This is a genomic window from Nonomuraea sp. NPDC001684 (genome assembly GCF_053596515.1).
In genome coordinates this window covers 1-21,845 of the sequence record NZ_JBSFGJ010000129.1, presented here as the reverse complement: position 1 = coordinate 21,845, position 21,845 = coordinate 1, and the positions used below count along the sequence as shown (strand labels likewise).

General features: G+C 73.1%; 23 protein-coding genes. 13 read left to right on the top strand and 10 right to left on the bottom strand.

Annotation, left to right across the window (positions count from 1 at the left end; genetic code table 11):
* Positions 1-947, top strand: a 947-nt coding sequence (locus tag ACWCSD_RS23160; protein ID WP_449917725.1) for an acyl-CoA dehydrogenase family protein, incomplete at its 5' end; no start/stop codon positions are given.
* On the opposite strand, the gene ACWCSD_RS23155 is transcribed toward ACWCSD_RS23160, so the two are convergent.
* The gene (locus tag ACWCSD_RS23155; RefSeq protein WP_397163618.1) at positions 907-1,443 is read right to left on the bottom strand and encodes a YceI family protein; all 537 of its coding nucleotides are present in this window, start codon (positions 1,441-1,443) and stop codon (positions 907-909) included. The genes ACWCSD_RS23160 and ACWCSD_RS23155 overlap by 41 nt on opposite strands.
* Positions 1,444-1,591: 148 nt before the next feature.
* On the opposite strand from ACWCSD_RS23155, the gene ACWCSD_RS23150 reads away from it, so the two are divergent.
* The 4 genes from ACWCSD_RS23150 (at position 1,592) to ACWCSD_RS23135 (ending at position 4,542) form a co-directional block, all read left to right on the top strand.
* Positions 1,592-2,767 carry a sensor histidine kinase gene (locus ACWCSD_RS23150; protein ID WP_397163617.1) on the top strand — a complete coding sequence of 392 codons (1,176 nt, stop codon included), beginning with the start codon at positions 1,592-1,594 and terminating at the stop codon, positions 2,765-2,767.
* Complete coding sequence (locus ACWCSD_RS23145) at positions 2,764-3,411, top strand: response regulator transcription factor (protein WP_358284778.1); 648 nt, start codon at positions 2,764-2,766, stop codon at positions 3,409-3,411. Before ACWCSD_RS23150 ends, ACWCSD_RS23145 begins: the two co-directional genes overlap by 4 nt.
* A 118-nt stretch (positions 3,412-3,529) precedes the next feature.
* Positions 3,530-3,724: a hypothetical protein gene (locus tag ACWCSD_RS23140; protein ID WP_352325673.1), complete on the top strand. Its 195-nt coding sequence runs from the start codon at positions 3,530-3,532 to the stop codon at positions 3,722-3,724.
* 5 nt (positions 3,725-3,729) lie between these two features.
* Positions 3,730-4,542: an MBL fold metallo-hydrolase gene (locus tag ACWCSD_RS23135; protein ID WP_397163614.1), complete on the top strand. Its 813-nt coding sequence runs from the start codon at positions 3,730-3,732 to the stop codon at positions 4,540-4,542.
* Positions 4,543-4,934: 392 nt separating this feature from the next.
* On the opposite strand, the gene ACWCSD_RS23130 is transcribed toward ACWCSD_RS23135, so the two are convergent.
* On the bottom strand, positions 4,935-5,507 hold the full coding sequence (locus ACWCSD_RS23130; protein WP_397163612.1) for a hypothetical protein: 573 nt from the start codon (positions 5,505-5,507) through the stop codon (positions 4,935-4,937).
* A gap of 324 nt (positions 5,508-5,831) precedes the next feature.
* On the opposite strand from ACWCSD_RS23130, the gene ACWCSD_RS23125 reads away from it, so the two are divergent.
* Entirely contained in the window at positions 5,832-6,131 is a 300-nt protein-coding gene (locus ACWCSD_RS23125) for a hypothetical protein (RefSeq protein WP_449917718.1), read from the top strand.
* 112 nt (positions 6,132-6,243) lie between these two features.
* Here the strand turns inward: ACWCSD_RS23125 and ligD are convergent, their stop codons facing one another.
* Positions 6,244-7,254: a non-homologous end-joining DNA ligase gene (gene ligD, locus ACWCSD_RS23120; protein WP_387664074.1), complete on the bottom strand. Its 1,011-nt coding sequence runs from the start codon at positions 7,252-7,254 to the stop codon at positions 6,244-6,246.
* Between the two features lie 358 nt (positions 7,255-7,612).
* Between ligD and msrB the strand changes: the two genes are divergently transcribed.
* Positions 7,613-8,014: a peptide-methionine (R)-S-oxide reductase MsrB gene (gene msrB / locus ACWCSD_RS23115; RefSeq protein ID WP_352325044.1), complete on the top strand. Its 402-nt coding sequence runs from the start codon at positions 7,613-7,615 to the stop codon at positions 8,012-8,014.
* Between the two features lie 195 nt (positions 8,015-8,209).
* Here the strand turns inward: msrB and ACWCSD_RS23110 are convergent, their stop codons facing one another.
* The 3 genes from ACWCSD_RS23110 to hemG form a co-directional block, all read right to left on the bottom strand.
* On the bottom strand, positions 8,210-9,037 hold the full coding sequence (locus ACWCSD_RS23110) for a hypothetical protein (RefSeq protein ID WP_449917715.1): 828 nt from the start codon (positions 9,035-9,037) through the stop codon (positions 8,210-8,212).
* A 328-nt stretch (positions 9,038-9,365) separates the two neighbouring features.
* A complete protein-coding gene (gene hemQ, locus ACWCSD_RS23105) occupies positions 9,366-10,067 on the bottom strand; it encodes a hydrogen peroxide-dependent heme synthase (RefSeq protein WP_352365611.1) in 702 nt (233 codons plus the stop codon).
* 5 nt (positions 10,068-10,072) lie between these two features.
* Complete coding sequence (gene hemG, locus ACWCSD_RS23100) at positions 10,073-11,476, bottom strand: protoporphyrinogen oxidase (protein ID WP_449917713.1); 1,404 nt, start codon at positions 11,474-11,476, stop codon at positions 10,073-10,075.
* A gap of 107 nt (positions 11,477-11,583) precedes the next feature.
* Here hemG and ACWCSD_RS23095 point away from each other — a divergent pair, with 107 nt between their 5' ends.
* On the top strand, positions 11,584-12,543 hold the full coding sequence (locus tag ACWCSD_RS23095; RefSeq protein ID WP_449917710.1) for a DUF4349 domain-containing protein: 960 nt from the start codon (positions 11,584-11,586) through the stop codon (positions 12,541-12,543).
* A 3-nt stretch (positions 12,544-12,546) separates the two neighbouring features.
* On the opposite strand, the gene hemE is transcribed toward ACWCSD_RS23095, so the two are convergent.
* Positions 12,547-13,569: a uroporphyrinogen decarboxylase gene (gene hemE, locus ACWCSD_RS23090; RefSeq protein ID WP_397163606.1), complete on the bottom strand. Its 1,023-nt coding sequence runs from the start codon at positions 13,567-13,569 to the stop codon at positions 12,547-12,549.
* Between the two features lie 641 nt (positions 13,570-14,210).
* Here hemE and ACWCSD_RS23085 point away from each other — a divergent pair.
* The 5 genes from ACWCSD_RS23085 to ACWCSD_RS23065 all read left to right on the top strand — a co-directional run bounded on the left by ACWCSD_RS23085 (position 14,211) and on the right by ACWCSD_RS23065 (position 19,359).
* Positions 14,211-14,807, top strand: coding sequence for a DUF3000 domain-containing protein (locus tag ACWCSD_RS23085; protein WP_352365603.1), 597 nt, complete (start codon positions 14,211-14,213; stop codon positions 14,805-14,807).
* Between the two features lie 45 nt (positions 14,808-14,852).
* The gene (locus tag ACWCSD_RS23080) at positions 14,853-16,067 is read left to right on the top strand and encodes an HRDC domain-containing protein (RefSeq protein WP_449917706.1); all 1,215 of its coding nucleotides are present in this window, start codon (positions 14,853-14,855) and stop codon (positions 16,065-16,067) included.
* A 132-nt stretch (positions 16,068-16,199) separates the two neighbouring features.
* Entirely contained in the window at positions 16,200-17,345 is a 1,146-nt protein-coding gene (locus ACWCSD_RS23075) for a Gfo/Idh/MocA family protein (RefSeq protein WP_449917704.1), read from the top strand.
* On the top strand, positions 17,342-18,502 hold the full coding sequence (locus ACWCSD_RS23070) for a DUF993 family protein (protein WP_397163601.1): 1,161 nt from the start codon (positions 17,342-17,344) through the stop codon (positions 18,500-18,502). Before ACWCSD_RS23075 ends, ACWCSD_RS23070 begins: the two co-directional genes overlap by 4 nt.
* The gene (locus ACWCSD_RS23065) at positions 18,499-19,359 is read left to right on the top strand and encodes a sugar phosphate isomerase/epimerase family protein (protein ID WP_397163599.1); all 861 of its coding nucleotides are present in this window, start codon (positions 18,499-18,501) and stop codon (positions 19,357-19,359) included. The genes ACWCSD_RS23070 and ACWCSD_RS23065 overlap by 4 nt, the downstream gene beginning before the upstream one ends.
* Here the strand turns inward: ACWCSD_RS23065 and ACWCSD_RS23060 are convergent.
* From ACWCSD_RS23060 to ACWCSD_RS23050, 3 genes are all read right to left on the bottom strand, one after another.
* Entirely contained in the window at positions 19,356-20,399 is a 1,044-nt protein-coding gene (locus tag ACWCSD_RS23060; protein ID WP_397163597.1) for a glycoside hydrolase family 88 protein, read from the bottom strand. The two genes, ACWCSD_RS23065 and ACWCSD_RS23060, sit on opposite strands and share 4 nt — an antisense overlap.
* A gap of 57 nt (positions 20,400-20,456) precedes the next feature.
* Positions 20,457-21,059 carry a class I SAM-dependent methyltransferase gene (locus ACWCSD_RS23055; protein WP_397163596.1) on the bottom strand — a complete coding sequence of 201 codons (603 nt, stop codon included), beginning with the start codon at positions 21,057-21,059 and terminating at the stop codon, positions 20,457-20,459.
* A gap of 17 nt (positions 21,060-21,076) precedes the next feature.
* Positions 21,077-21,845, bottom strand: a 769-nt coding sequence (locus tag ACWCSD_RS23050) for a PEP-utilizing enzyme (protein WP_449917699.1), incomplete at its 5' end; no start/stop codon positions are given.

The following is a 21,845-nucleotide window of genomic DNA, read 5'->3' as shown; positions in this document are numbered from 1 at the left end:
TCATGCCCTACCTGCCCAGGCCGTGGGGCCGCGCGGCCACGCCGCTGGAACAGGTGATCATCCACCAGGAGTTCCGCGACCTCAAGCGTCCCAACCTGGGGATCGCCGCCTGGGCGGTCCCGTCCATCGTCACGTACGGCACCCCCGAGCAGCGGGACCGTTTCCTGCCCAGGACGTTCACCGGCCAGCTCGTGTGGTGCCAGCTGTTCAGCGAGCCGGGCGCCGGGTCCGACCTGGCCGGCCTGTCCACCAGGGCCACCCGCGTGGCGGGCGGCTGGTCGCTGACCGGCCAGAAGATCTGGACGTCCCTCGCCCAGTACGCCCACTGGGGCATCTGCCTGGCCCGCACCTCCCCCGGCAGACCCAAGCACGAGGGGATCACGTACTTCCTGGTGGACATGTCCGCCCCCGGCGTCACGGTCAGGCCGCTCAAGGAGATCAACGGGGACGAGATCTTCAACGAGGTCTTCCTCGACGACGTCTTCGTCCCGGACGACCTGGTGGTGGGCGAGGTGGACGCCGGCTGGCGGGTGGCCCGCGACACGCTCTCCCACGAGCGGGTCGCGCTCGGCGACTCCTGGGGGCCCGGCTCCCGGCACACCGACATGATCCGGCTGATCGGGACCCTGCCGCCGCTGCGGCAGTCGCAACGCGAGCAGGCGGGCCGCCTGTGGGCCGAGGGCCAGGCGATCTCGGCGCTCGGGCTGCGCGTGACGCTGTCCAGGCTGGCCGGGGCCGCCTCGGGACCCGCCTCCAGCGTGCGCAAGCTGCTCGGCATGCGGCACGCGCAGGCGGTCTCGGAGTTCTGCTGGTCGCTGGCGCCGTCCGACCGCCACTGGAACCGCATGATCCTGACCACCCGGGCCTTCACCATCGGCGGCGGCACCACGGAGGTGCAGCTCAACATCATCGCCGAGCGCGCGCTGGGCCTTCCCCGCGATCCGTGACGCCCGCCCGCACGCACCTGACCTCGGCCGACATCGCCAGGTGACGGGCGGCGAGCCCGGGCATGGCGGTCACCCCGAAGGCGGTCCGGTCCACGCGGGCGGCGACCACGACGGTGAAGCCGTTCGCGGTCACGTCGCAGCGCTCGACGGTGAGGGTGAGCGGGCGCTCGACGCCGGTGACGGTGAGCGTGCCGGTCAGCGTCCCGTCGCCGGTGGGCCCGCCGGTGAAGGTGATGACGGGGTGGCGGGCGGCGTCGAGGAAGCGGGACGAGCGCACGGTCTCGTCGCGCCGGTGGTTGCCGGTGTGGAAGCCGGCGGCGTCGATCTCCACGCGCACGCGGGAGTCGGCGAGCGGTTCGGCGACGTCCACGGTGCCGCCTGCGACGTCGAAGGTGCCGCGGGCGCGGGCGAGGCCGTACAGGTGCCGGGTGGTGAAGTGGATCGCGGAGTTCTCGGTGTCGATCTCGTAGCGGCCCAGCGGGGGGAGGTTCGTCATGGGTCCATTGCACGGCGGCGGGGTGGCCGTGCGGCAGGGCGAGCCGTCGGTCACCGGGGCGACGATCGGCGGGAGCGCATGCGACTTTCGTATGGTTTCCCACTTACCCGATATTTACGACATACAGGGATGTCGTAGCGTTTGCGGCATGGGTGCAGGGGCGTGTCGCCGTTCCCGCGTGCTGGACGTGGTCATCGCGGGCGGATTCGCGCTGCTGGACACCGGCTCGACGCTGCTCGGCCTGTCGTGGTGGCCCGAGCGTCCGGGTCCGCTCGCCTGGGCGCTGCTGGCGGTCCAGGCGGCCGCGTGCCTGTCGCTGGTGGCCCGCCGCCGGGCGCCGCTGACGGTCCTGGGCGTGCTGGGGACGTACACGCTGGTGGTGACGTTGCTGATCTCGCCGGGCGGGGTGCTGGTCCCGGCCGGGCAGGGGAACGTGTGGGCGCCGTTCGCGACCATCGCGGCGGCGTACGGGCCGCTCTACGACCGCAGGGACCGCCGGATCGCCGTCGCCGCGCTGGCCGCGTACACGATGGTGATCGCGCGGGTGTGGGACCCGTCGGCCGGCGTGCTCATCGACGGGGTGCTGCGCACGGCCGTCGGCCCGCTGCTCGCGCTCTACCTCGACGGACGGCGGCGGGTGCTCAGGATGCTGGTCGAACGGGCCGAACGGGCCGAACGCGAGCGGCACCTGCTGGCCGAGCAGGCCCGCGCCGAGGAGCGCGCCCGGCTGGCCGGCGAGATGCACGACGTCGTCACTCACCGGGTGAGCCTCATGGTGCTGCAGGCCGGCGCGCTGCGGGTCACCGCGGCCGACGAGCACACCCGGCAGACCGCCGAGGAGCTGCGGGCCGCGGGCTGCCAGGTGCTCGACGAGCTGCGGGACCTGATCGGCGTCCTGCGCACCGCGCCGGAGCCGGAGGTGCCGCCGTCGGCGGCCGACTTCGCCGCGCTGGTCGCCGAGTCCGCCTCCGTGGGCACCCCCGCCGAGCTGGTCGAGGAGGGCGACCGGGCGCTGGCCTCGCCGGTGGTGGGGCGCACGGCGTACCGGATCGTGCGCGAGGCGCTGACCAACGTGCGCAAGCACGCGCCGGGCGCGCGGGTGGAGGTGCGGATCGAGTACGGCCCGGCGCGGGTACGGCTCACGGTGCGCAACACGCCGCCGACCGGCCTGCCCGGCGGCCCCCTGGCCGGCACCGGCTCCGGCCTCGGCATCGCCGACCTGCGGCGGCGGGTCGAGGTCGTGCACGGCACGCTGCGCGCCGGGCCGGCCCCCGACGGCGGGTTCACCGTCGAGGCCGTTCTTCCGGCGTACGTGGCGACATGATCAGGGTCGTGGTCGTGGACGACGAGCCGATGGTCTGCCGTTTCCTGCGCACCATCCTCGGCTCGGCGCCCGACATCGAGGTCGTGGACGAGGCCCACGACGGCGCCGCCGGCGTCGAGGCGGTCGTGCGCAGCCGTCCGGACGTCGTGCTGATGGACCTGCGCATGCCCCGCGTGGACGGGCTCACCGCGATCGAACGCCTGGCCGAGCTGCCCCGGCCGCCGGTCGTCGTGGTGCTGACGACGTTCGACGCCGACGAGTACGTGCTGCGCGCCCTGCGCGCGGGGGCCGCCGGCTTCCTGGTCAAGTCCACGCCGCCGGAGGACCTCATCGGGCTCGTCCGGGTGGCCGCCGAGGGGCACACCGTGCTGTCGCCCATCGCCGCCCGCAGGCTGGTGGCGGCCTCGGCCGCCGCGGACCCGGCCCGCGCCCGCGCCCGCGAGCTGCTGGAGTCGCTGACCGGACGCGAGCGCGAGGTGCTGGCCTGCCTCGGCGAGGGGCTGTCGAACGCGCAGATCGCCGCCCGCCTCCACCTGGCCGAACCCACCGTCAAGGGGTACGTGTCGCGCCTGCTGGACAAGCTGGGCTGCCACAACCGCACCCAGGCGGGCCTCATCGCCCACGACGCGGGCCTGACCCGGTAGGCGCCGCGGGCGGCGGGTTCGGCGGCGGGTTTGGCGGCGGGTTTGGCGGCGGGTTTGGCGGCGGGTTTGGCGGCGGAGCAGCGAGGTAGGTGATAAGCCGCAAAGGGGGACAAAAGCCATGAGTAATCCGCAACAGCCCGAACTTCGCCGGTCGGGTAAGTCCGGCGCGAACTCGAAATCCACCGACGCCGTGCCGGAGTCCAAGAGCGGCGGCAAGCGGGCCGGCCGTCCGCACGGCAGCGACAAGGGGCACAAGGGCGGCGGCAAGGGCGGCGGCGTGCCTCCGGGCCAGCACCCGCCGTATCCGGGGTGAGCGGGATGAAGGGCAGCCTGCAGTTCATCGGCAACGCGACCACGCTGATCCGCTACAACGGCTTCACGCTGCTGACGGATCCCAACTTCCTGCACCGCGGCCAGCGGGCGTACCTGGGCTACGGCCTGAGCTCGCGCCGGCTGAAGGACCCGGCCATCGACGTGTCGGACCTGCCGCCCATCGACGCGGTGGTGCTGTCGCACCTGCACGGGGACCACTGGGACCGGGTGACGGAGAAGGGCCTGGACAAGGGCACCCAGATCATCACCACCCGGCAGGCGGCGCGCACGCTGCGCCGCCGCGGCTTCGGCCGCAGCACGGGCCTGGAGGTGTGGGAGCAGCACGAGCTGAGCGGCCCGCAGGGCAGCGTGACCGTCACCGCCCTGCCCGCCAGGCACGCGCCCGGCCCCGCCGAGACGCTGCTGCCGCCGGTGATCGGGACGATGCTGGAGTTCCGCGGCTCCGAGGGCCTGGTGGAGCTGCGGCTGCACATCAGCGGCGACACCCTGCTCGACCGCCGTCTGGAGGCGATCCCGCGTCGCTTCCCGGAGGTCGACCTCGCGCTCGTGCACCTGGGCGGCACCCGCCTGCTCGGCACCATGCTGGTCACCATGGACGGCGAGCAGGGCGCGACCTGGGTCGACCTGATCAACCCGCACACCGTGGTGCCGGTGCACTACGACGACTACGGCGTCTTCAGCTCACCGCTGGACGACTTCCGGCACCACATCGAGCAGGTGGGCCTGGCCGACCGGGTGGTCTACCTGGAACGCGGCGAAACCCGCGAACTGGCGCCGCACCACCTCGTGCGCCGCTGACCGCTCGCTCCACACCCGTCCGGGCCCCGCACCCGCCCGGACGGGCACCCGCCCGGAGCCCGCACCCGCCCGAACCCGCACCTCCCCGTGGCCCGCACCCGCACCCGTCCGAATCTGCACCCGTCCGAACCTGCACCGTCCGAGGCGCGGCACCCGTCCGAGGCCGTTTCGGGACGGGTGCTTCGGCGTTTCGCCGGGGATGAGGTTTCTTCTACTCGGATGAGGAATCCCCTACCGGGGGCGGAAGTTTGCATATCCGATTTCTCCCCCAGCGGGAGGTACGGGAGTTACCTTCGATCTCGGCCGCACCTCCTGTGCCGCCGCACGGCCGGGCCGTCGGGTCCCGTCCCAGGCGCCGGGTCCGGCCGTGCGGCCCACAGCCGCCATCCTGCTCAGGAGAGCTTGGCCAGCTTCTCCGACGTCCGCTTGAACGCCTTGCCGGTCCACTTGTAGGTCTGGCGGACGAGCAGGTCGGGGCAGCACCGGGGAGCCTTGTCGCTGACCACCTTGCCGCTCAGGCGCACCTCGCCGTTCTGAATGGCGACGGTCTGGGTCTTGAAGTACCGGTTCTTGCCCAGCGTGCCGATCAGCCGCGGGGCCGAACGCCGGGACGCGCCGTCGTAGACGAAGGCCAGCACCGGGTTGCCCGCCGTGGGGCTCGGGCAGGACGAGGTGACGACGGTGTCGGGACGCCCGTCCCGCGTGAGGTCGCCGACGGCGGCGACCCGGGCGCGGACGACGTACCACTTGTCCTTCGGCCCCGGCTTGGGGCAGTGCAACGCCCGCTCCACGACGGGCGCCCAGTCGATGCCCTGGAACGGGTCGGTCGCCGCCGGGCCGGTCGCGGCGAAGGCGGCGCCCGTGGCGAGGATCGGCGCCAGTGAGGTCGACAGGGCGACGGTCGACGCCCAGACGCGGAGTCGGCGGGCCATCGGGCTGCTCTTGTGCGTGGCGCTTGAGTTCATGACCGTTTCGATGCGGGAAACGCCTGACTAGTTCGGCCCGAACCGCGTGACTTCCGGCGTCATGCCGTCCGGAGCATCTTGTCCGTCGTGCCATCCGGTGCGTTTCGTCAGGCGGAAGGGGTGCAGGGCTTTGTGGGGACTCGACCACATTTTCGGAAGCGTCGTCCCAGCGTTACGCGCGACACGCCCAGACCTGCGGCTCGCATCCTGTACCAGCTCACGATCGCCACCGCCGTTATCGATCTGAGATGTTCGCTTATGTCTCCACCTCGCCCCCTGCCCAGGCAGCCGCCTGGCCGAGGCCGGAACGGAAGGACACCTCACATGCGCCCAGCCACCCGAGCAGCCCTCACCACCCTCGCCGTCGCGTGCTGCACCTTCAGCTCGCTGCCGGCCTGGGGGGCGCCGGCCGGGAACGCGCCGTCGTGCGTGACCGTCTGGCAGAACACCGGGACCATCACCAAGACCGGCTACGCCCGCAACGACTGCGGCTACCGGCTCCGACTGAAGATCATCTGGGCGCGTGGGACGGACGGCGCCTGCCAGACCGTGGACCCCGGCGAGACCATCTACTCGCGCGTGCCGCGCGGCGTGCGCACCTTCGACGGAGCCGACACCTGCTGACCGGCTCCCGCGAAAAGGCCGGCCCCACGACGGGGGCCGGCCTTTCGGGTTGCCGACACCGAAGGTCAGCCGTCGGTGACCGGAACTCCCGCCGCGCCCGGCACGTGAGTGATCACTGCTCCTCCGGCGCGTTCCTGGCCTTGCTGGGCTGGACGCGCTTGGGCTCGCCCGGCATCTTCGGGTAGTTGGGCGGGTAGGGCAGGTCGCCGCGGTCGTCGGCGGCGTACATCTCCAGCAGGGGCTCGATCGAGTACGCCCGGTCGTCGATGGCCGCGTGCACGTCGCCCAGCTTGGCGAAGCGGGCCGGGACGGTGCGGATGTCGAAGTCGCGCGGGTCGGCGTCGGCCAGCTCGTCCCAGGTCAGCGGGGTCGAGACGGGGGCGTGCGGCTGGGCCCGGACGGAGTAGGCGCTGGCGACGGTGCGGTCTCTGGCGTTCTGGTTGAAGTCGATGAAGACGCGGTCGCCGCGCTCCTCCTTCCACCACGCGGTGGTCACCAGGTCGGGATCGCGGGCCTCGACCGCCCTGGCCAGCGCGATGCCCGCATGGCGCACCTGGACGAAGTCCCAGCGGGGCTCGATGCGCACCGCGATGTGCACCCCGCGGTTGCCCGAGGTCTTGACGAACCCGGCCATGCCCAGCTCGTCGAGCACCTCGCGGGTGCGCTCGGCGGCCCGGCGCGCGGCGTCGAACTCCAGGCCGGGCTGCGGGTCGAGGTCGATGCGCAGCTCGTCGGGGTGCTCGACGTCGGCGGCCCGCACCTGCCAGGGGTGGAAGTCGATGGTGCCCAGGTTGGCGCAGTAGGCGATCGCGGCGACCTCGGTGACCCGGAGCGAGTCGGCGGTGCGGCCGCTGGGGAAGGTGACCGTGACCGACTGCAGCCACTCGGGATGCCTGGGCGGCATGCGCTTCTGGTAGATGGCCTCGGTCTGGACGCCGTCGGGATGGCGCTTGATGTTGGTCGGCCGGTCTCTGAGCGCGCGCAGGGCCCCTTCGCCGACGCTCACGTAGTACTCGACCAGCTCCCGCTTTGTCGCCCCGATCTCCGGGAAGTAGACCTTGTCGGGATTGGTGACCTTGACGGTCCGCTCCCCCACCTTGAGCTCTATGAACGGCGATGCCATGCCACCGAACCTACTCCCCCGCGCCGACAGAACAGCCGACGACAGAGCCGACGACAGGGCCGACGTGAGAGGTGGGCCCGTCCCGGAGCCGCGTCGGTGGCGGGACCGGGGCTCGACGGGACGGACCTAAGATCATCCATCGCCGTTCCGGGCGCTGGCGCGCCACCCGGCCGGCCATCTCGGGTCGCCAGCGGCGCCAGCACGGGCGTGGGCTGTGCCGCTACGGCGAGCCGCGGACGATCTCACCCCTTGGCAGGAGGCGATGACACCCCCTTACCGACAAAGACGCGAATTCGGCCGAGAAAGGATGCTTCACCCTGCGGAGATCTCTTTTTGCCGGATCTCGTAGTCTGGACGCATGGACAAGGTGGTCAAGAGCGAGGCCGAATGGCGGGCCAGGCTCTCTCCTGAGGAGTTCCACGTGCTCAGGGAGGCCGGGACCGAGCGCCCGTTCACGGGGGAGTACGTCGACACCAAGACCGAGGGCGTGTACTCGTGCCGCGCCTGCGGCGCCGAGCTGTTCCGGTCCGACACGAAGTTCGAGTCGCACTGCGGGTGGCCGAGCTTCTTCGAGCCGTCGGGGTCGGAGGCGGTGAGGCTGATCGAGGACAACAGTCACGGCATGGTGCGCACGGAGGTGCGCTGCGCCCGCTGCGACTCCCACCTCGGTCACGTCTTCCACGGCGAGGGTTATCCGACGCCGACCGACGACCGTTACTGCATCAACTCGGTCTCGCTGAGGCTCGAACCCAAGGGGTGATCGATCAGCGACAGAGCGTACCGATCGTCCACAAGGGGTAGGGGCCTGCTTGTGGGCCGTGTCCATCTTCGCCACCGCTGGGTGACGATTGAGACGATCGGGCGTGTCGTGACTCAGCGGTGTGAGGTGTGCTCGAAGACGAGGGTCCGGGTGCGCTAGCCCGCCTCGGGGGCTCTCGCGGTTTCCCGGCGCGCGTCAGTTCGGCCGGGGGTACGTGACACGGCAGCTGTGATCGGACGGGCCCAGGATGTTGGCGAGGACGGGGTTCCCGTTCTCGCCGAACTCCGCCTGCACGAACACGATCGGACGCTTCACGCCGTTCGCCCTGAGGTACTCCAGGCCGCGTTTGCACAGCGTGATGGCCGCGGCGGAGTTGTCGGCGCTGTCCGGTAAGTTCGTGTAAATGCGCAGATATCCGCCTACGGTGCGGATGTCCTTGAGGTGTTTCATCGCCTTGTCGCCCCGCCCCCAACGGGCGCGGAAGTACTCGGCGGCCTCCCGGTCGGTGTGCCGCGACGGCCCGTCGGCCTTGTAACCGGCCGAGTCGCCGCCCTTCGCCTCGCCCTGGTCGTCGGCCTCGGGCAGGCTGACCTGGGCGTCGCCGGTCTCGGTCTTTCCCGTGACGGTGTCCGGCTTGCCCCGGACGGCGTCCGGCTTCGCGGCGGGATCGGCGGCGCCGGTCCTGGCGGGCGTCCCTGAGCCGGCGGGGTCGGCGGCGGCCGGGGTGCTCGGCCGGGCCTGGCCCTTCGGCAGCTCGCGCGCCTCCGCGGCGCCCTTGCCGCTGGCCGGCGCCCGTCCCGGGTTCGCCGGGACGCCGCCCTCGGCCGCCGGGTCCTGCCGGGCCGTGGCGCCGTCCGCGCCGGCCGGGGCTCCGGAGGCGGCGACCGTCCCGCCGAACGCGCCGTTCAGGCCGAGCAGCAGCGCCACTCCCCCGGCCAGCGCCACCGCGCCCGCGGCCAGGCCCCGAGTTCCCGCACGCCCGCGCCGCCGCCGCCGCCCACGCCGCCCGCGTCCCGCACGCACCTCCGCCGGGCCGCCGATCGCCCGCGCGTGACCCGTGCGCGCCTCAGCCCGGTCGCCGGTACGGGGTTCCGCCCGGTCGCCGGGCTGCCGGGCGGACGGTGTCGTGTCCCGTAACGCCGCATGACGGCCTGGCGCGCGCCGGCGCCCGGGGCCCTGACCTTCCGCGGACTGTTCCACCCGGCCCTCCTAGCCCCTGCGTGGACCGTGCCACCGACGTCACGCCACCGAAAGGGAATTCACCCTCGATTGTGACAAAGGGGATAGATCACTTCAGGGAGATCGTCAAGTTGGCCTCGACGTTCCTCCCCGCCCGGGGCCGCCACGGTCGCTAGGGCAGGGCCGCGACGAGCTCCTGCACCGGCTTGCGGGCGCCCGTGTAGAACGGGATCTCCACGCGGGTGTGACGGCGGGCCTGCGCGCCGCGCAGCGTGCGCATCAGGTCGACGATGCGGTGGAGCTCGTCGGCCTCGAACGCCAGCATCCACTCGTAGTCGTTGAGCGAGAAGCAGGCCACGGTGTTGGCCCGCACGTCGGGATAGTCGCGGGCCATCCGGCCGTGCTCGGCCAGCATCGCCCGCCGCTCGGAGTCCTCCAGCAGGTACCACTCGTAGGAGCGCACGAACGGGTAGACGCTCACGTACGCCCGCGGCTCCTCCTCGGCCAGGAAGGCCGGGATGTGGGACTTGTTGAACTCGGCCGGCCGGTGGAGCGCCATGGCCGACCAGACCGGCCTGCTGTGCCGGCCGAGGCCGGTGCGGCGGAACCGGGAGTAGACGTCCTGGAGGTCCTCGGGCGTGGGAGCGTGCCACCAGAACATGTAGTCGGCGTCGGCACGGAAGCCGGCGACGTCGTAGACCCCCCTGGTCACGACGTCCTTGCCGGCCGCCTGTGCGAGCAGCTCCTCGACCTCGTCGGCCATGTTCTCCCGGTTGCCCGGGACCTGCTCGGTCACCTGGAAGACCGACCACATGGTGTAACGGATCACCTGGTTGAGATCGCGGGCCTTCGGCCGCGGCGCGCCCTCTGTCATGTCCTTCATTCTCCTTCTCGCGACAGGTGGTCCAGAATCCGGGCCGCGGCCGTGCGGGCGGTCGCGATGCAGGCGGGGACGCCGATGCCGTCGTAGGCCGCGCCGCACACGGCGAGCCCGGCGGCGCCCGAGACCGCGGCGCGCACCCTGGCCACCCGGTCGAGGTGGCCCACGTTGTACTGCGGCAGCCCGCCGCCCCAGCGGGTGACCCGGCTGTCGACCGGCAGGCCGCGCACGCCGATCACGTCGGCCAGCTCGGCCGTGGCCAGCGACACCAGCTCGGCGTCGTCGCGCTGGAGCAGGTGCTCCTCGCCGATCCTGCCGACCGAGCAGCGTACGAGCAGCAGGTCCTGGGCCAGGTGGGGCCACTTGACCGAGCTGAACGTCACCGCCTTGACCGGCCGGCCCTCCACCGGCGGCACCAGGTAGCCGCTGCCGGTCGGCGGCTGCGGGAGCGCGTCGATCGGGTAGGCGAGCGTGACGACGGCCATGCTGGCGTACTCGATCCTGGCCAGCTCGGCGGCGGCCTTGGGCACCTCGGCCTTGAGCAGGCGGGCGGCGGCGGGCGCGGGCGTGGCCAGGATGACGGCGTCGGCCTCGATCACCTCGGGCCGCGGCACCGGCCCGGCGACCAGCCGCCAGCCGTGCTCGGTGCGGTGGAGCTCGCGCACGGTCACGCCGGTCCGGACGTCGGCCCCGGACGCCTTGGCCACCGCCTCGGGCAGGCCGCCCAGGCCCTGGCGCAGCGTCGTGAAGACCGGCCCGCCGTTCTTGGGCGCGTCCTCGACGATGTGCCGGGCGGCGCTCAGCAACGAGCGCTCGGCCCTGGCGACGGCCGCGACCTGCGGCATCGTCGCCTCCAGCGACAGCATGTCGGAACGGCCGGCGTAGACCCCGCCGAGCAGCGGCTCGACCAGGCGCTCGACGATCTCACCGCCCATCCTGGCCCGGATGTAGGAGGCCACGGACACGTCGGTGCGCACCAGCGTGGGCGGCAGGACCTGGTCGAGCGGCACCCGCAGCAGGCCGCCGGGTGAGACGATGCCGGACCTGGCCAGCTCCGCCAGGTCGGCCGGCACGCCCATGACGTGCCCCTTCGGCATCTGCCGCAGCGCGCCCCTGGAGTAGACGGCCGACCGCACGGTGCCGGGGAGGACCAGCTCGTCCTCCAGCCCGACGGCCTTGGCCAGCTCGACGCCCTCCGGCCGGCGGGCCAGCATGGCCTCGGCCCCGGCGTCGAGGCTCACCCCCGCGACCTCGGAGGCGTGCAGCTTGCCGCCGAGGCGGGGGCTGCCCTCCAACACGGTCACCTTGACCTGCTCGCTCGTACCCTGACGGAGGAACCACGCGGCCGCCAGGCCGGAGATCCCACCGCCGATGACGACGACGTGCGCCCGTTTCCCTTCCACGTCTCCTGACGCTACCGCCTCGGCAGACCGCCCAGCTGATCGGGGCACGTGACCCTACCGTGATGTATGTCGCCAAACCGGGGTGATCGAGTTTCCGTCATAAGGGCATGAGGAGAATCCGGTTAGGCATCGCGTTCTCGGCCTGCGCCACTCTGCTGCTCGCGGGCTGCGGCGGCGGCAACGTCGAGATGACGTCGGGCGGCTCGCCCGCGGTGGCCTCGCAGGGCATGGCCGCCCCCGAGGCGCGGGACCTGGCCGCGCCGCAGAAGCAGGCCGCGCCGCAGGACGGCGACAGCGCGGTCTCCGGCGTCAAACTGGCCCAGCGGCAGCTGGACCGGCAGGTGATCTACACCGGCAGCATGACCGTACGCGCCAAGCAGGTCACCTCGGCCGCGCAGCAGGCCAAGCAGCTCGTCACGGCGGCGGGCGGCTACCTGTCGAAGGAGGAGGCCGAGTCGGCCGGCGACACCGAGGACTCGGCCCTGCTGGAGTTCAAGATCCCGCCCACCCGGTACGCCGACGTCACCGCCAGGCTGGGCAAGGAGCTGGGCAAGCAGCTCTCGATGAGCCAGGGCACCCAGGACGTCACCCTCCAGGTCGCCGACGTCGAGAGCCGGCTGAAGTCGGCGCAGAAGTCGCTGGAGTCGCTGCGCACGCTGCTGAAGAAGGCCGAGACCATCGGGCAGGTGCTGCAGGTGGAGCGGGAGATCAACTCCCGCGAGGCGGACCTGGAGGCGTTGCAGGCCCAGCAGAAGGAGCTGGCCACCCAGGTCGCGATGGCCACGCTGACGCTCCGGCTGGTCGGGCCGGTGACCGTGGTCGAGGACCCGGCCGAGGAGCCGGCGGGCTTCCTCGGCGGGCTGAAGACCGGGTGGGAGGCGCTGGTGTCGTTCACCAAGACGGCGCTGACCGTGGTCGGCGCGCTGCTGCCGTGGCTGCTCGTCCTGGCGCCGCTGGTGGCCGTGGCGGTGTTCCTGGTGCGGCGCAACCGCGCGCGCCGCCCCGCGCGCCCTGCCGCGCCCGACCCCGCGCCCGAGCCCGCCGAGCCCGGGCCGTCGGCGGCGTGAGGGTCAGGCGCCCGCTTCGTGCACCAGGTCGGTCAGGCGCTTGAGCTGGTCGGGGTCGGTCGAGGGGAGCACGCCGTGGCCGAGGTTGAACACGTGCCCCTCGGCCGCCGCGCCGCGCCGCAGCACCTCGCGGGCCCTGCGCTCCACGACCTCCCACGGCGCGAGCAGGATCGCCGGGTCGAGGTTGCCCTGCAGCGCCTTGCCCGGCCCGACGCGCCGGGCCGCCTCGTCGAGCGGCACCCGCCAGTCGACGCCCACGACGTCGGCCCCGGCCTCGCCGAGCACGCCGAGCAGCTCGCCGGTGCCCACGCCGAAGTGGATGCGGGGCACGCCCGCGACGCCCTCGAAGATGCGCCGGGTGTGGGGCAGGACGAACTCGCGGTAGTCCTCCGGGGCCACCGCGCCCACCCACGAGTCGAACAGCTGGATCGCCGACGCGCCGGCCGCGATCTGGATGCGCAGGTGCTCCAGCACGATGTCGGACAGGCGTTCCATGAGGGAGTGCCACAGGGCGGGCTCGCCGTACATCATGGCCTTGGTGCGGTCGTGGTTCTTCGACGGGCCGCCCTCGATGAGGTAGGACCCGAGCGTGAAGGGCGCGCCGGCGAAGCCGATCAGCGGGGTGCCGCCCAGCTCGCCGACCAGGGCCGAGATCGCCTCCGTCACGTACGGCACGTCGCCCGGCTCCAGCGGGCGCAGCGCCTCCACGGCCCGCGCGTCGCGGATCGGGTCGGCGACGACCGGGCCGACGCCCGGCTTGATGTCGAGGTCGACGCCGATGGCCTTGAGCGGGACGACGATGTCGCTGAAGAAGATGGCCGCGTCGACGCCGTAGCGGCGCACGGGCTGCATGGTGATCTCGACGATCAGGTCGGGCGTCGCGCAGGCGGTGAGCATCGGCACACCCTCGCGGACCTTCAGGTATTCGGGCAGCGATCGCCCGGCCTGCCTCATGTACCAGACCGGGGTGTGCGGGACGGGCTGCCTGCGGCAGGCGCGCAGGAAGGCTGAGTCGGCGAGATTCACCCTCCAAGGGTGCCATGGCACCCGATCGGCCGGGACATCGGCGCGGGGTGACCGGATCGGCCGGGACATCGGCCGGGACATCGGCGCGGGGTGTCGGAAAAACATGCATTGGATACCCAAAATCATGATCAGATAGCCAGATGAAGGTTTACCGGTCTGCCCGGCAGCGGCGTCGCACACGGGTCGAACACACCCCATGCCCGCCCAGAGAGCCGGTCTCGACTGGACCAAATGTTCACCAACCCACCGCGCGGCACCGATTCAGCGACCACTTTCGGGACACGCCGAGCGCGTTGCGGGGAATTGTCAGCGGCTCGTGCCAACGTCGGAGCCACGACCCGAAGAAAGGCCCCGGTTCGATGACTGGTGCGATGACCGCGTTGTGGAGTTCCCCGGAGGTTCGCAGCGAGCGCTGTGCTGCCTGCGCCGGCGAGCGGCTGTTCGAGCAGCCGCCCTGCTTCGACGGGCACGGTCCTGGCGAGTGCCCGGAATGGGCCTGCGCCGAATGCGGCCACGCGATCCTGCTCGGCTCGGCCGAGACCACCCGACCGGTTCGCCAGCTGGTTACGGCAGCGGCTTGATCACCAAGGATGAGCACCCCCGTGGTCCCCTTCCGTCCGTCCTCGACCTACGCTTCGGCTATGACCCTCGGTGACCAGCCACCGCCGCCCGCCGCGTTCACCCGCGCGGCGCAGAGCCTGCGGCTGTCCGAGGTCAGGCCGGAGATCGAGCTGGAGGACCTCCCCGCGCCGCAGCGGCTGGCCCCCTACTCGGCCGCCATCGGCGCCTCGGTCTACCGCGACGACGACGAGCTCGCGGTCGGCCGGCTGATCCTGCTCTACGACCCCGACGGCCAGCGCGGCTGGGAGGGCCCGTTCCGGCTGGTGGCCTACGTCCGGGCCGACATGGAGCCGGAGATCACCTCCGACCCGCTGCTCGGCCCGGTCGTGTGGAGCTGGCTGACCGAGGCCCTGGAGGCGCACGAAGCCGACTACTCCGCCGCGGGCGGTACCGTGACTAGAGCCGTGTCCGAGGGCTTCGGCAACAAGGCGGAAGACCCGGTCACGACCGAGCTCGAGCTGCGTGCGTCCTGGTCGCCCGCCGAGGAGGATCTGTCCGGCCACGTCGCCGCCTGGTGCGACCTCATGTGCCTGGCGGCGGGGATCCCGCCGCTCCCGCCCGACGTGGCCGCGCTGCCGCGCCGACGTGATGATCCGGAGAGTGACCGTACGAAGTGAGGGCACCAGTCAAGACAGCACCAGCGTCATGAGGTCGGTGAGCTCATGACAGAAGAACGCATCGTCGAGCCCCTGCTCGAACCCCGCGAGGGCATCCCCCCGGTGATCGCCGACGCGCACGGGCTGGCGCGGGTCGTCGACGCCTTCGCCGCGGGCACCGGCCCCGTGGCGGTCGACGCCGAGCGCGCCTCCGGCTACCGCTACGGCAACCGGGCCTACCTGGTCCAGCTCCGCCGGGCCGGCGCCGGCACCGCGTTGATCGACCCGGTCGGCTGCCCCGACCTGTCGGCGCTCGACGCCGCGCTCACCGGCACCGAGGTCGTGCTGCACGCCGCGTCCCAGGACCTGCCGTGCCTGATGGAGGTCGGCTTCAAGCCGCGCGAGATCTTCGACACCGAGCTGGCCGGCCGGCTGCTCGGTTACGAACGCGTCGGGCTCGGCACGATGGTCGAGACCGTCCTCGGGCTGCGGCTGGAGAAGGGCCACTCGGCCGCCGACTGGTCCACCAGGCCGCTGCCGGAGGACTGGCTGCGCTACGCCGCCCTCGACGTCGAGGTGCTGGTCGAGCTGCGTGACATGCTCCACCAGGAGCTGGCCGGGTCGGGGAAGCTGGAGTGGGCGCGCGAGGAGTTCGCGGCCGTGCTCAACACCCCGCCGCCGGCGCCGCGGTCCGACCCGTGGCGGCGTACGTCGGGCATCCACAAGGTGCGCAACGTGCGCGCGCTGGCCATCGTGCGCGAGCTGTGGACCATGCGCGACACGATCGCCAGGGAGAACGACCTGGCCCCCGGCCGGGTGCTGCCCGACGCCGCGATCGTCACCGCCGCCCTTGAGGGGCCCCGCACGAAGAAGGCCCTGACCGAGATCTCGGCCTTCACCGGCCGCAGCGCCCGCCGGTACATGAACGACTGGCTGGCCGCCGTCAACCGGGCGCGGACGTTGCCCGACGCCGAGCTGCCCCAGCCGAGCACGCCCGGCGACGGGCCGCCCCCGCCCAACCGCTGGGCCGACCGCGACCCGGCGGCGGCCAAGCGTCTGGCGGCGGCGCGGGCCGTGGTGGCCGCGCTGGCCGAGGAGCACCGCATGCCCACGGAGAACCTGCTCCAGCCCGACGCGGTGCGCAGGCTCACCTGGGAACCCCCCACTGAGATCACCGACGAGAGCGTGACCGCGCGGCTGCGGGCGCTCGGGGCGCGTGAGTGGCAGCTCTCGCTCACGGCCCATCCCATCGCCAAGGCGCTGGCCCGGCTCGACGGCTAGCTCCCCTCGCCGGCGTACGGGCGGAGGGCCCGCCTCCGCCCGCCGGCGTCACCGTCCCACTTGACGCTCGGAGGGGGACGGCCGTACGTTTCGGGAAAGCGCTTTCCCCATCCGTTGCCTGAAGGGATCCCCATGAGCGTGCGCACCATCGGCGTCGTGATGAACGGCGTCACCGGACGAATGGGCTATCGCCAGCACCTCGTCCGCTCCGTCCTGGCCATCAACGAGCAGGGCGGCGTCACGCTCTCGGACGGCGACCGGGTCAGGCTGCGCCCGGTCCTGGTCGGCCGGAACGCCGACAAGCTCGCCGACATCGCCGACCGGTACGGGATCCCCGACTTCACCACCGACCTCGACGCCGCCCTCGCCGACGACGACAACCTGATCTACTTCGACGCCCAGGTCACCAGCGCCCGCGTCAAGGCCGTGCTCAAGGCCATCGAGGCGGGCAAGCACGTCTACGCCGAGAAGCCCACGGCCGAGTCGGTGCAGGAGGCCGTCGCGCTGGCCGAGGCCGCCACGGCCAGGGGCGTGAAGAACGGCGTCGTGCAGGACAAGCTGTTCCTGCCGGGCCTGCTCAAGCTGAAGCGGCTGATCGACGGCGGGTTCTTCGGCCGGATCCTGTCGGTGCGCGGCGAGTTCGGCTACTGGGTGTTCGAGGGCGACTGGCAGGAGGCGCAGCGCCCGTCCTGGAACTACCGGGCGCAGGACGGCGGCGGGATCGTGCTCGACATGTTCCCGCACTGGCACTACGTGCTGGAGAACCTGTTCGGCCGGGTCCGGTCGGTCTACGCCAAGGCCGTGACGCACGTCCCGTCCCGGGTGGACGAGCAGGGCCGCGCGTACGAGGCCACCGCGGACGACGCCGCGTACGGGATCTTCGAGCTCGAAGGGGACGTGATCGCTCAGATCAACTCCTCCTGGACGGTCCGCGTGAACCGCGACGAGCTGGTCGAGTTCCAGGTGGACGGCACGCACGGCAGCGCCGTCGCGGGCCTGCGCAACTGCCGCTTCCAGCACCGGGCCGCCACCCCCAAGCCGGTCTGGAACCCCGACCTGCCCGCCACGGCCCGCTTCCGCGACGACTGGCAGGAGGTGCCGGACAACGCCGAGTTCGACAACGGGTTCAAGGTGCAGTGGGCGGCGTTCGTCCGGCACGTGCTGGAGGACGCGCCGTTCCCCAACGACTTCGCCTCGGGGGCGCGCGGCGTGCAGCTCGCCGAGCTGGGCCTGCGCTCGAACGCCGAGGGCCGCCGGATCGAGGTGCCGCAGCTGTGAGGATCGACCTGCCGGGCGGCGCGTACGAGCTGCGCGAGCCGGTGACCTGGCCGGCCTCGGCCGCCCCGGCCGCGAGCCGGGTGGTCTACGCGGCCGCGCACGTCGTCGCCGACCCGCTCGGCGACAACACGCCGGGCTCCCCCGCCGCCGTGGACTGGGAGGCGACGCTGCGCTTCCGCCGCCACCTGTGGTCGCACGGCCTGCGGGTGGCCGACGCCATGGACACCGCCCAGCGCAACATGGGCCTGGACTGGGCGGCGACCAGGGAGCTGATCCGGCTCAGCGCCGAGGAGGCGCGCGCCTTCGGCGACCCGGCGGCGCTGGTGGCCTGCGGCGCGGGCACCGACCACGCGCCCGGCGCCGCCGACCTGCACACGATCACCGCCGCGTACGCCGAGCAGGTGGAGGCCGTCCAGGCGGCCGGGGCGGGCGTGATCGTGATGGCCTCCCGGCAGCTGGCCAGGGTGGCGGCCGGGCCCGCCGACTACCACCAGGTGTACGGCAAGGTCCTCGGCCTGGCCGACCGCCCGGTGATCCTGCACTGGCTGGGCGAGATGTTCGACCCGCAGCTCGCCGGCTACTGGGGCGCCCCGGACGTGGACGCGGCGACGGAGTCGTTCCTGGAGCTGGTCCACGCCCACGCCGCCGTGGTGGACGGCGTCAAGGTGTCGCTGCTGGACGAGGAGCACGAGGTGCGGCTGCGCGCCGCGCTCCCCGAGGGCGTCCGGCTCTACACCGGCGACGACTTCAACTACCCCTCGCTCATCAGGTCGGGCTCGCACGCGCTGCTCGGCATCTTCGACGCGATCGCCCCGGCCGCCGCCGCCGCCCTGCGCGAGCTGGACGCCGCCGAGGCGGCCAGTGGCGAGGAGGCGGCCCGCCACCTAGCCCGCTACGACGAGATCCTGGCCCCCACGGTCGCCCTGTCGCGGAAGATCTTCGAGGCGCCGACGTACCACTACAAGACCGGCATCGTCTTCCTGGCCTGGCTCAACGGCCACCAGGACGCGTTCGCCATGGTGAACGGCGCCCAGTCGGCGCGCTCGCTGCGCCACCTGGCGGAGGTGTTCAGGCTGGCCGACCGGGCCGGGCTGCTGGCCGACCAGGAGCTGGCCGTGCGCAGGATGACGGCGCTGCTGGCGGTGAACGGCCTGTGAGCCTGTCGCTGAACCAGTGGACGACCAGGCGCTGGTCGGTCGCCGAGGCCGTGGACGGCTGCGCGCGGCACGGCCTGGAGGCGATCGGGCTGTGGCGCGAGAAGGTGGCCGAGGAGGGGCTCGCGCGCAGCGCCAAGCTGGTGCGCGAGGCCGGGCTGCGGGTGTCCTCGCTGTGCCGGGGCGGCTTCCTCACGGCGGGCGGGCTGCCCGGCGAGGAGGGGCGGCGCGCGTTCGAGCGGGCGCTCGACGACAACCGGCGGGCCGTGGACGAGGCGGCCGAGCTGGCGGCCGCGTGCCTGGTGATGGTGGTCGGCGGGCTGCCGGGGGTGCGGCCGGGCGAGCCGCTGCCGTCCGGTTTCTCCAAGGACGTCGCCGGGGCGCGGGAGCGCGTCGCCGAGGCGCTGTCGGTGCTGGCGCCCTACGCCGGCGAGCGCGGCGTCAGGCTGGCGCTGGAGCCGCTGCATCCGATCTACTGCCCCGACCGGGCGGTGCTGTCCACGCTGGGCCAGGCGCTCGACCTCAGCCTGCCCTACCCGGAGGAGCAGGTCGGGGTGGTGGTGGACACCTTCCACGTGTGGTGGGATCCCAGGCTGGCCGAGGACGTCGCGCGGGCCGGGCGGCGCATCGCGTCGTACCAGGTGTGCGACTACCTGCACCCGCTGCCCGCCGACGTGCTGCTCGGGCGGGGCATGATGGGCGACGGGGTGATCGACTTCGCGCCGATCACCCGGGCCGTGCTGGCCGCCGGGTACGCGGGCGACATCGAGGTCGAGATCTTCAACGCCGACGTCTGGGCGGCCGACCCGGACGAGGTGCTGGCCACGATGAAGGCCCGCTACGCCGGGCTGGTGGTCTAGACGCGGCCGGGGTCGATCGTGCCGTCGAGGGTGAGGGCGGCTTCGAGCAGGAAGTAGTCGCCCCAGACCAGCTCGTGGGCGGTGGCCAGGCCCTTGCGCCGGTCGTAGCAGCCGTCCACCAGGCCGCCGTGCTCGTTGAGGTGGTCGCGGGCCAGCGCGTCCAGCGTGCGGGCGGCCTGCTCGCGGTAGCCGTCCTTGGCCAGCGGCGCGAGCTTGGCCAGGGCGGCGGCGGCGATCGCGGTGGCCGAGGTGTCGCGGGGCGCGGCGGGGATGCCGGGGTCGTCGAAGTCCCAGTAGCAGACCAGGTCGGACGGGACGTGGGCCAGGTACCAGTCGGCGACCTCGGTGGCCGGGCCGATGAACTCGGCCGACAGGTGGGCGGCCTGGGCCAGGCCCAGCATGGCCCACGCCTGCGCGCGGGCCCAGGTGCTGGTAGGCGAGGAGCCGTTGACGGCGCCGGCCGAGGTCTGGGCGACCGAGCCGTCCTCCCGTACGCACATGGCGTAGCCGGTGCGGGCGTGGGACTCGGCCATCACCAGCAGCTCGCGGGCTCCGGTGCGTTCGCAGGCGAAGGCCAGCAGCGGGACGGTGCCGGGCAGGCCGTCCACGCAGGCGCCGGGGCGCGGCCAGCCGTATTTGACGACGTCCTCCTCCTGGGGCGGCAGCAGGCCGGCCAGCGGGTCGAAGCCGATGCTCAGCGACCGGGCGGCGGCCACGGCGGTCGTGGCGCCCGGCTCCTCGTCGCCGGCGAGCACGGCCGGGAGCGCGGCGCCGTACCAGAACAACATGCCGCGCAGCAGCGTGGGGGCGTCGGTGCGGGCGGCCAGCCGCTCGGCGACCTGGCCGGCGGCTCGGGCGTAGCGGGGCTCGCCGGTGGCGACCGACGCCAGGGACAGCAGGCCGCCCCAGAAGCCGCCGCACCAGTCTCCGTCCTCGGACCAGGTCCATTCGCCCGTCACGGGGTCGGCGTAGAGGGGGAAGCGCCCTTGAGACTGCGCGAGGGTCCCGCCGACCCTGCGCACCAGCTCTGTGACCAGCATGGAACCGCCTCATCCGGAAACGTGATGCCTCCTCCGGTTACCCGGGGCGGCACGGGCTTAACGGGACGCGTCCCAGACGATCAGGTAGCGCCGCAGCAACAACCGGCGGAACCGGCAGCCCGGCAACAACCGCCTGGCGGCCCGCCCCACCTCGGCCCACGCCATGTCGGGGTCCATGACGGGGACGGACGGCCCGCTCTTGGGCCCGTGGCGGAGCTGGTGGACGCGGGTGACGACCTGCGCCGTGCCGCTGATCACCCAGTCGAGCGGCGAACGGTTCCTGGCATGCCCGACGACCACCAGCCGGCCGCCGGGCGCGAGCAGCCGCCGCAACGCCCCGACGGCCGCGCCGAACTCGGCGTGGTGCACGACGGCCACGGCGCTGACGAAGTCGTACCCGGACTCCGGCAGCGCGGCCGGGTCGAGGTAGTCGGCCTCGGTGAAGGCGAGGCCGGGCCGGTCGCCGTGGCGGGACCTGGCCAGGGCGACGGCCTGCGCCGACCGGTCGACGCCGGTCACGTCGGGGACGCGGGCGGCGAGCTTGCCCGCCAGAAGGCCGTCGCCGCAGCCGACGTCGAGGGCGCGGGACGAGCCGGGCGGGATCAGGCTGAGCACCAGCCGCTGGTAGTGCACGTTGTGATTCCAGTACGGATCGGGCACCTGATCACCATAATGCTCTAAAGGGTCACCGTGCCCGCCGCTCCGTCGACGGTGATCTCCTGGCCCGTGGCGATGCGGCCGGTGGCGTCGCGGACGCCGACGACGGCGGGGATGCCGTACTCGCGGGCCACCACGGCGCCGTGCGACATGGCGCCGCCCATCTCCATCACCAGGCCGCCGGCCGTGAGGAACAGCGGGGTCCAGCCGGGGTCGGTCGAGGGGCAGACCAGGATCTCGCCCGGTTCGAGATGGGCGCCGTTCGGGTCGAGCACCACCCTGGCCAGGCCGGTGACCGTGCCGGCCGAGGCCGCCGTGCCGGTCAGCGCGCCGCCGGGGACGGGCCCGGCCAGGGCCTCGGGCTCGGTGCCGTCGGAGAGCATGATCCGGGGAACGTGCCGGCGGCGCGACTCCCGCTCGTAGGTCGTCCGCCGCTCGCGCACCAGGTCGCGCAGGTCGCCGCCGGACAGGGCGGACCTGGCCTCCTCCAGGCGCAGGAAGTACACGTCGGCGGCGTCATCCAGGACGCCGGCGGCGGCCAGGTGCTCCCCGACCGCGCGCAGGCTGTGCCGGACGGCGGCGATGGCCCTGACCGCGTGGTACTTGGGCAGTTCGCGCAGCCCCGCGTACGCCCGGGTGCGGCCGAGCGCGAAGCGCACCACGGGCGCCCGCCACCGGCCCCTGCGCGCGGCCAGCGCGGCGACCCGCTCGACCTCCTCCCGCGCCGCCCGCGCGCCCCTGGCGAACAGCGCGTCGGGGGCGAGGGCGGCGCCGGCGTCCATGCGCAGG

Bases quoted from the DNA above. Each gene is read 5' to 3' on its own strand.
- ACWCSD_RS23155 (WP_397163618.1), bottom strand. From the start codon at position 1,443: ATGACGAACCTCCCCCCGCTGGGCCGCTACGAGATCGACACCGAGAAC.
- ACWCSD_RS23150 (WP_397163617.1), top strand. From the start codon at position 1,592: ATGGGTGCAGGGGCGTGTCGCCGTTCCCGCGTGCTGGACGTGGTCATC.
- ACWCSD_RS23145 (WP_358284778.1), top strand. From the start codon at position 2,764: ATGATCAGGGTCGTGGTCGTGGACGACGAGCCGATGGTCTGCCGTTTC.
- ACWCSD_RS23140 (WP_352325673.1), top strand. From the start codon at position 3,530: ATGAGTAATCCGCAACAGCCCGAACTTCGCCGGTCGGGTAAGTCCGGC.
- ACWCSD_RS23135 (WP_397163614.1), top strand. From the start codon at position 3,730: ATGAAGGGCAGCCTGCAGTTCATCGGCAACGCGACCACGCTGATCCGC.
- ACWCSD_RS23130 (WP_397163612.1), bottom strand. From the start codon at position 5,507: ATGAACTCAAGCGCCACGCACAAGAGCAGCCCGATGGCCCGCCGACTC.
- ACWCSD_RS23125 (WP_449917718.1), top strand. From the start codon at position 5,832: ATGCGCCCAGCCACCCGAGCAGCCCTCACCACCCTCGCCGTCGCGTGC.
- ligD (WP_387664074.1), bottom strand. From the start codon at position 7,254: ATGGCATCGCCGTTCATAGAGCTCAAGGTGGGGGAGCGGACCGTCAAG.
- msrB (WP_352325044.1), top strand. From the start codon at position 7,613: ATGGACAAGGTGGTCAAGAGCGAGGCCGAATGGCGGGCCAGGCTCTCT.
- hemQ (WP_352365611.1), bottom strand. From the start codon at position 10,067: ATGACAGAGGGCGCGCCGCGGCCGAAGGCCCGCGATCTCAACCAGGTG.
- ACWCSD_RS23095 (WP_449917710.1), top strand. From the start codon at position 11,584: ATGAGGAGAATCCGGTTAGGCATCGCGTTCTCGGCCTGCGCCACTCTG.
- ACWCSD_RS23085 (WP_352365603.1), top strand. From the start codon at position 14,211: ATGACCCTCGGTGACCAGCCACCGCCGCCCGCCGCGTTCACCCGCGCG.
- ACWCSD_RS23080 (WP_449917706.1), top strand. From the start codon at position 14,853: ATGACAGAAGAACGCATCGTCGAGCCCCTGCTCGAACCCCGCGAGGGC.
- ACWCSD_RS23075 (WP_449917704.1), top strand. From the start codon at position 16,200: ATGAGCGTGCGCACCATCGGCGTCGTGATGAACGGCGTCACCGGACGA.
- ACWCSD_RS23060 (WP_397163597.1), bottom strand. From the start codon at position 20,399: ATGCTGGTCACAGAGCTGGTGCGCAGGGTCGGCGGGACCCTCGCGCAG.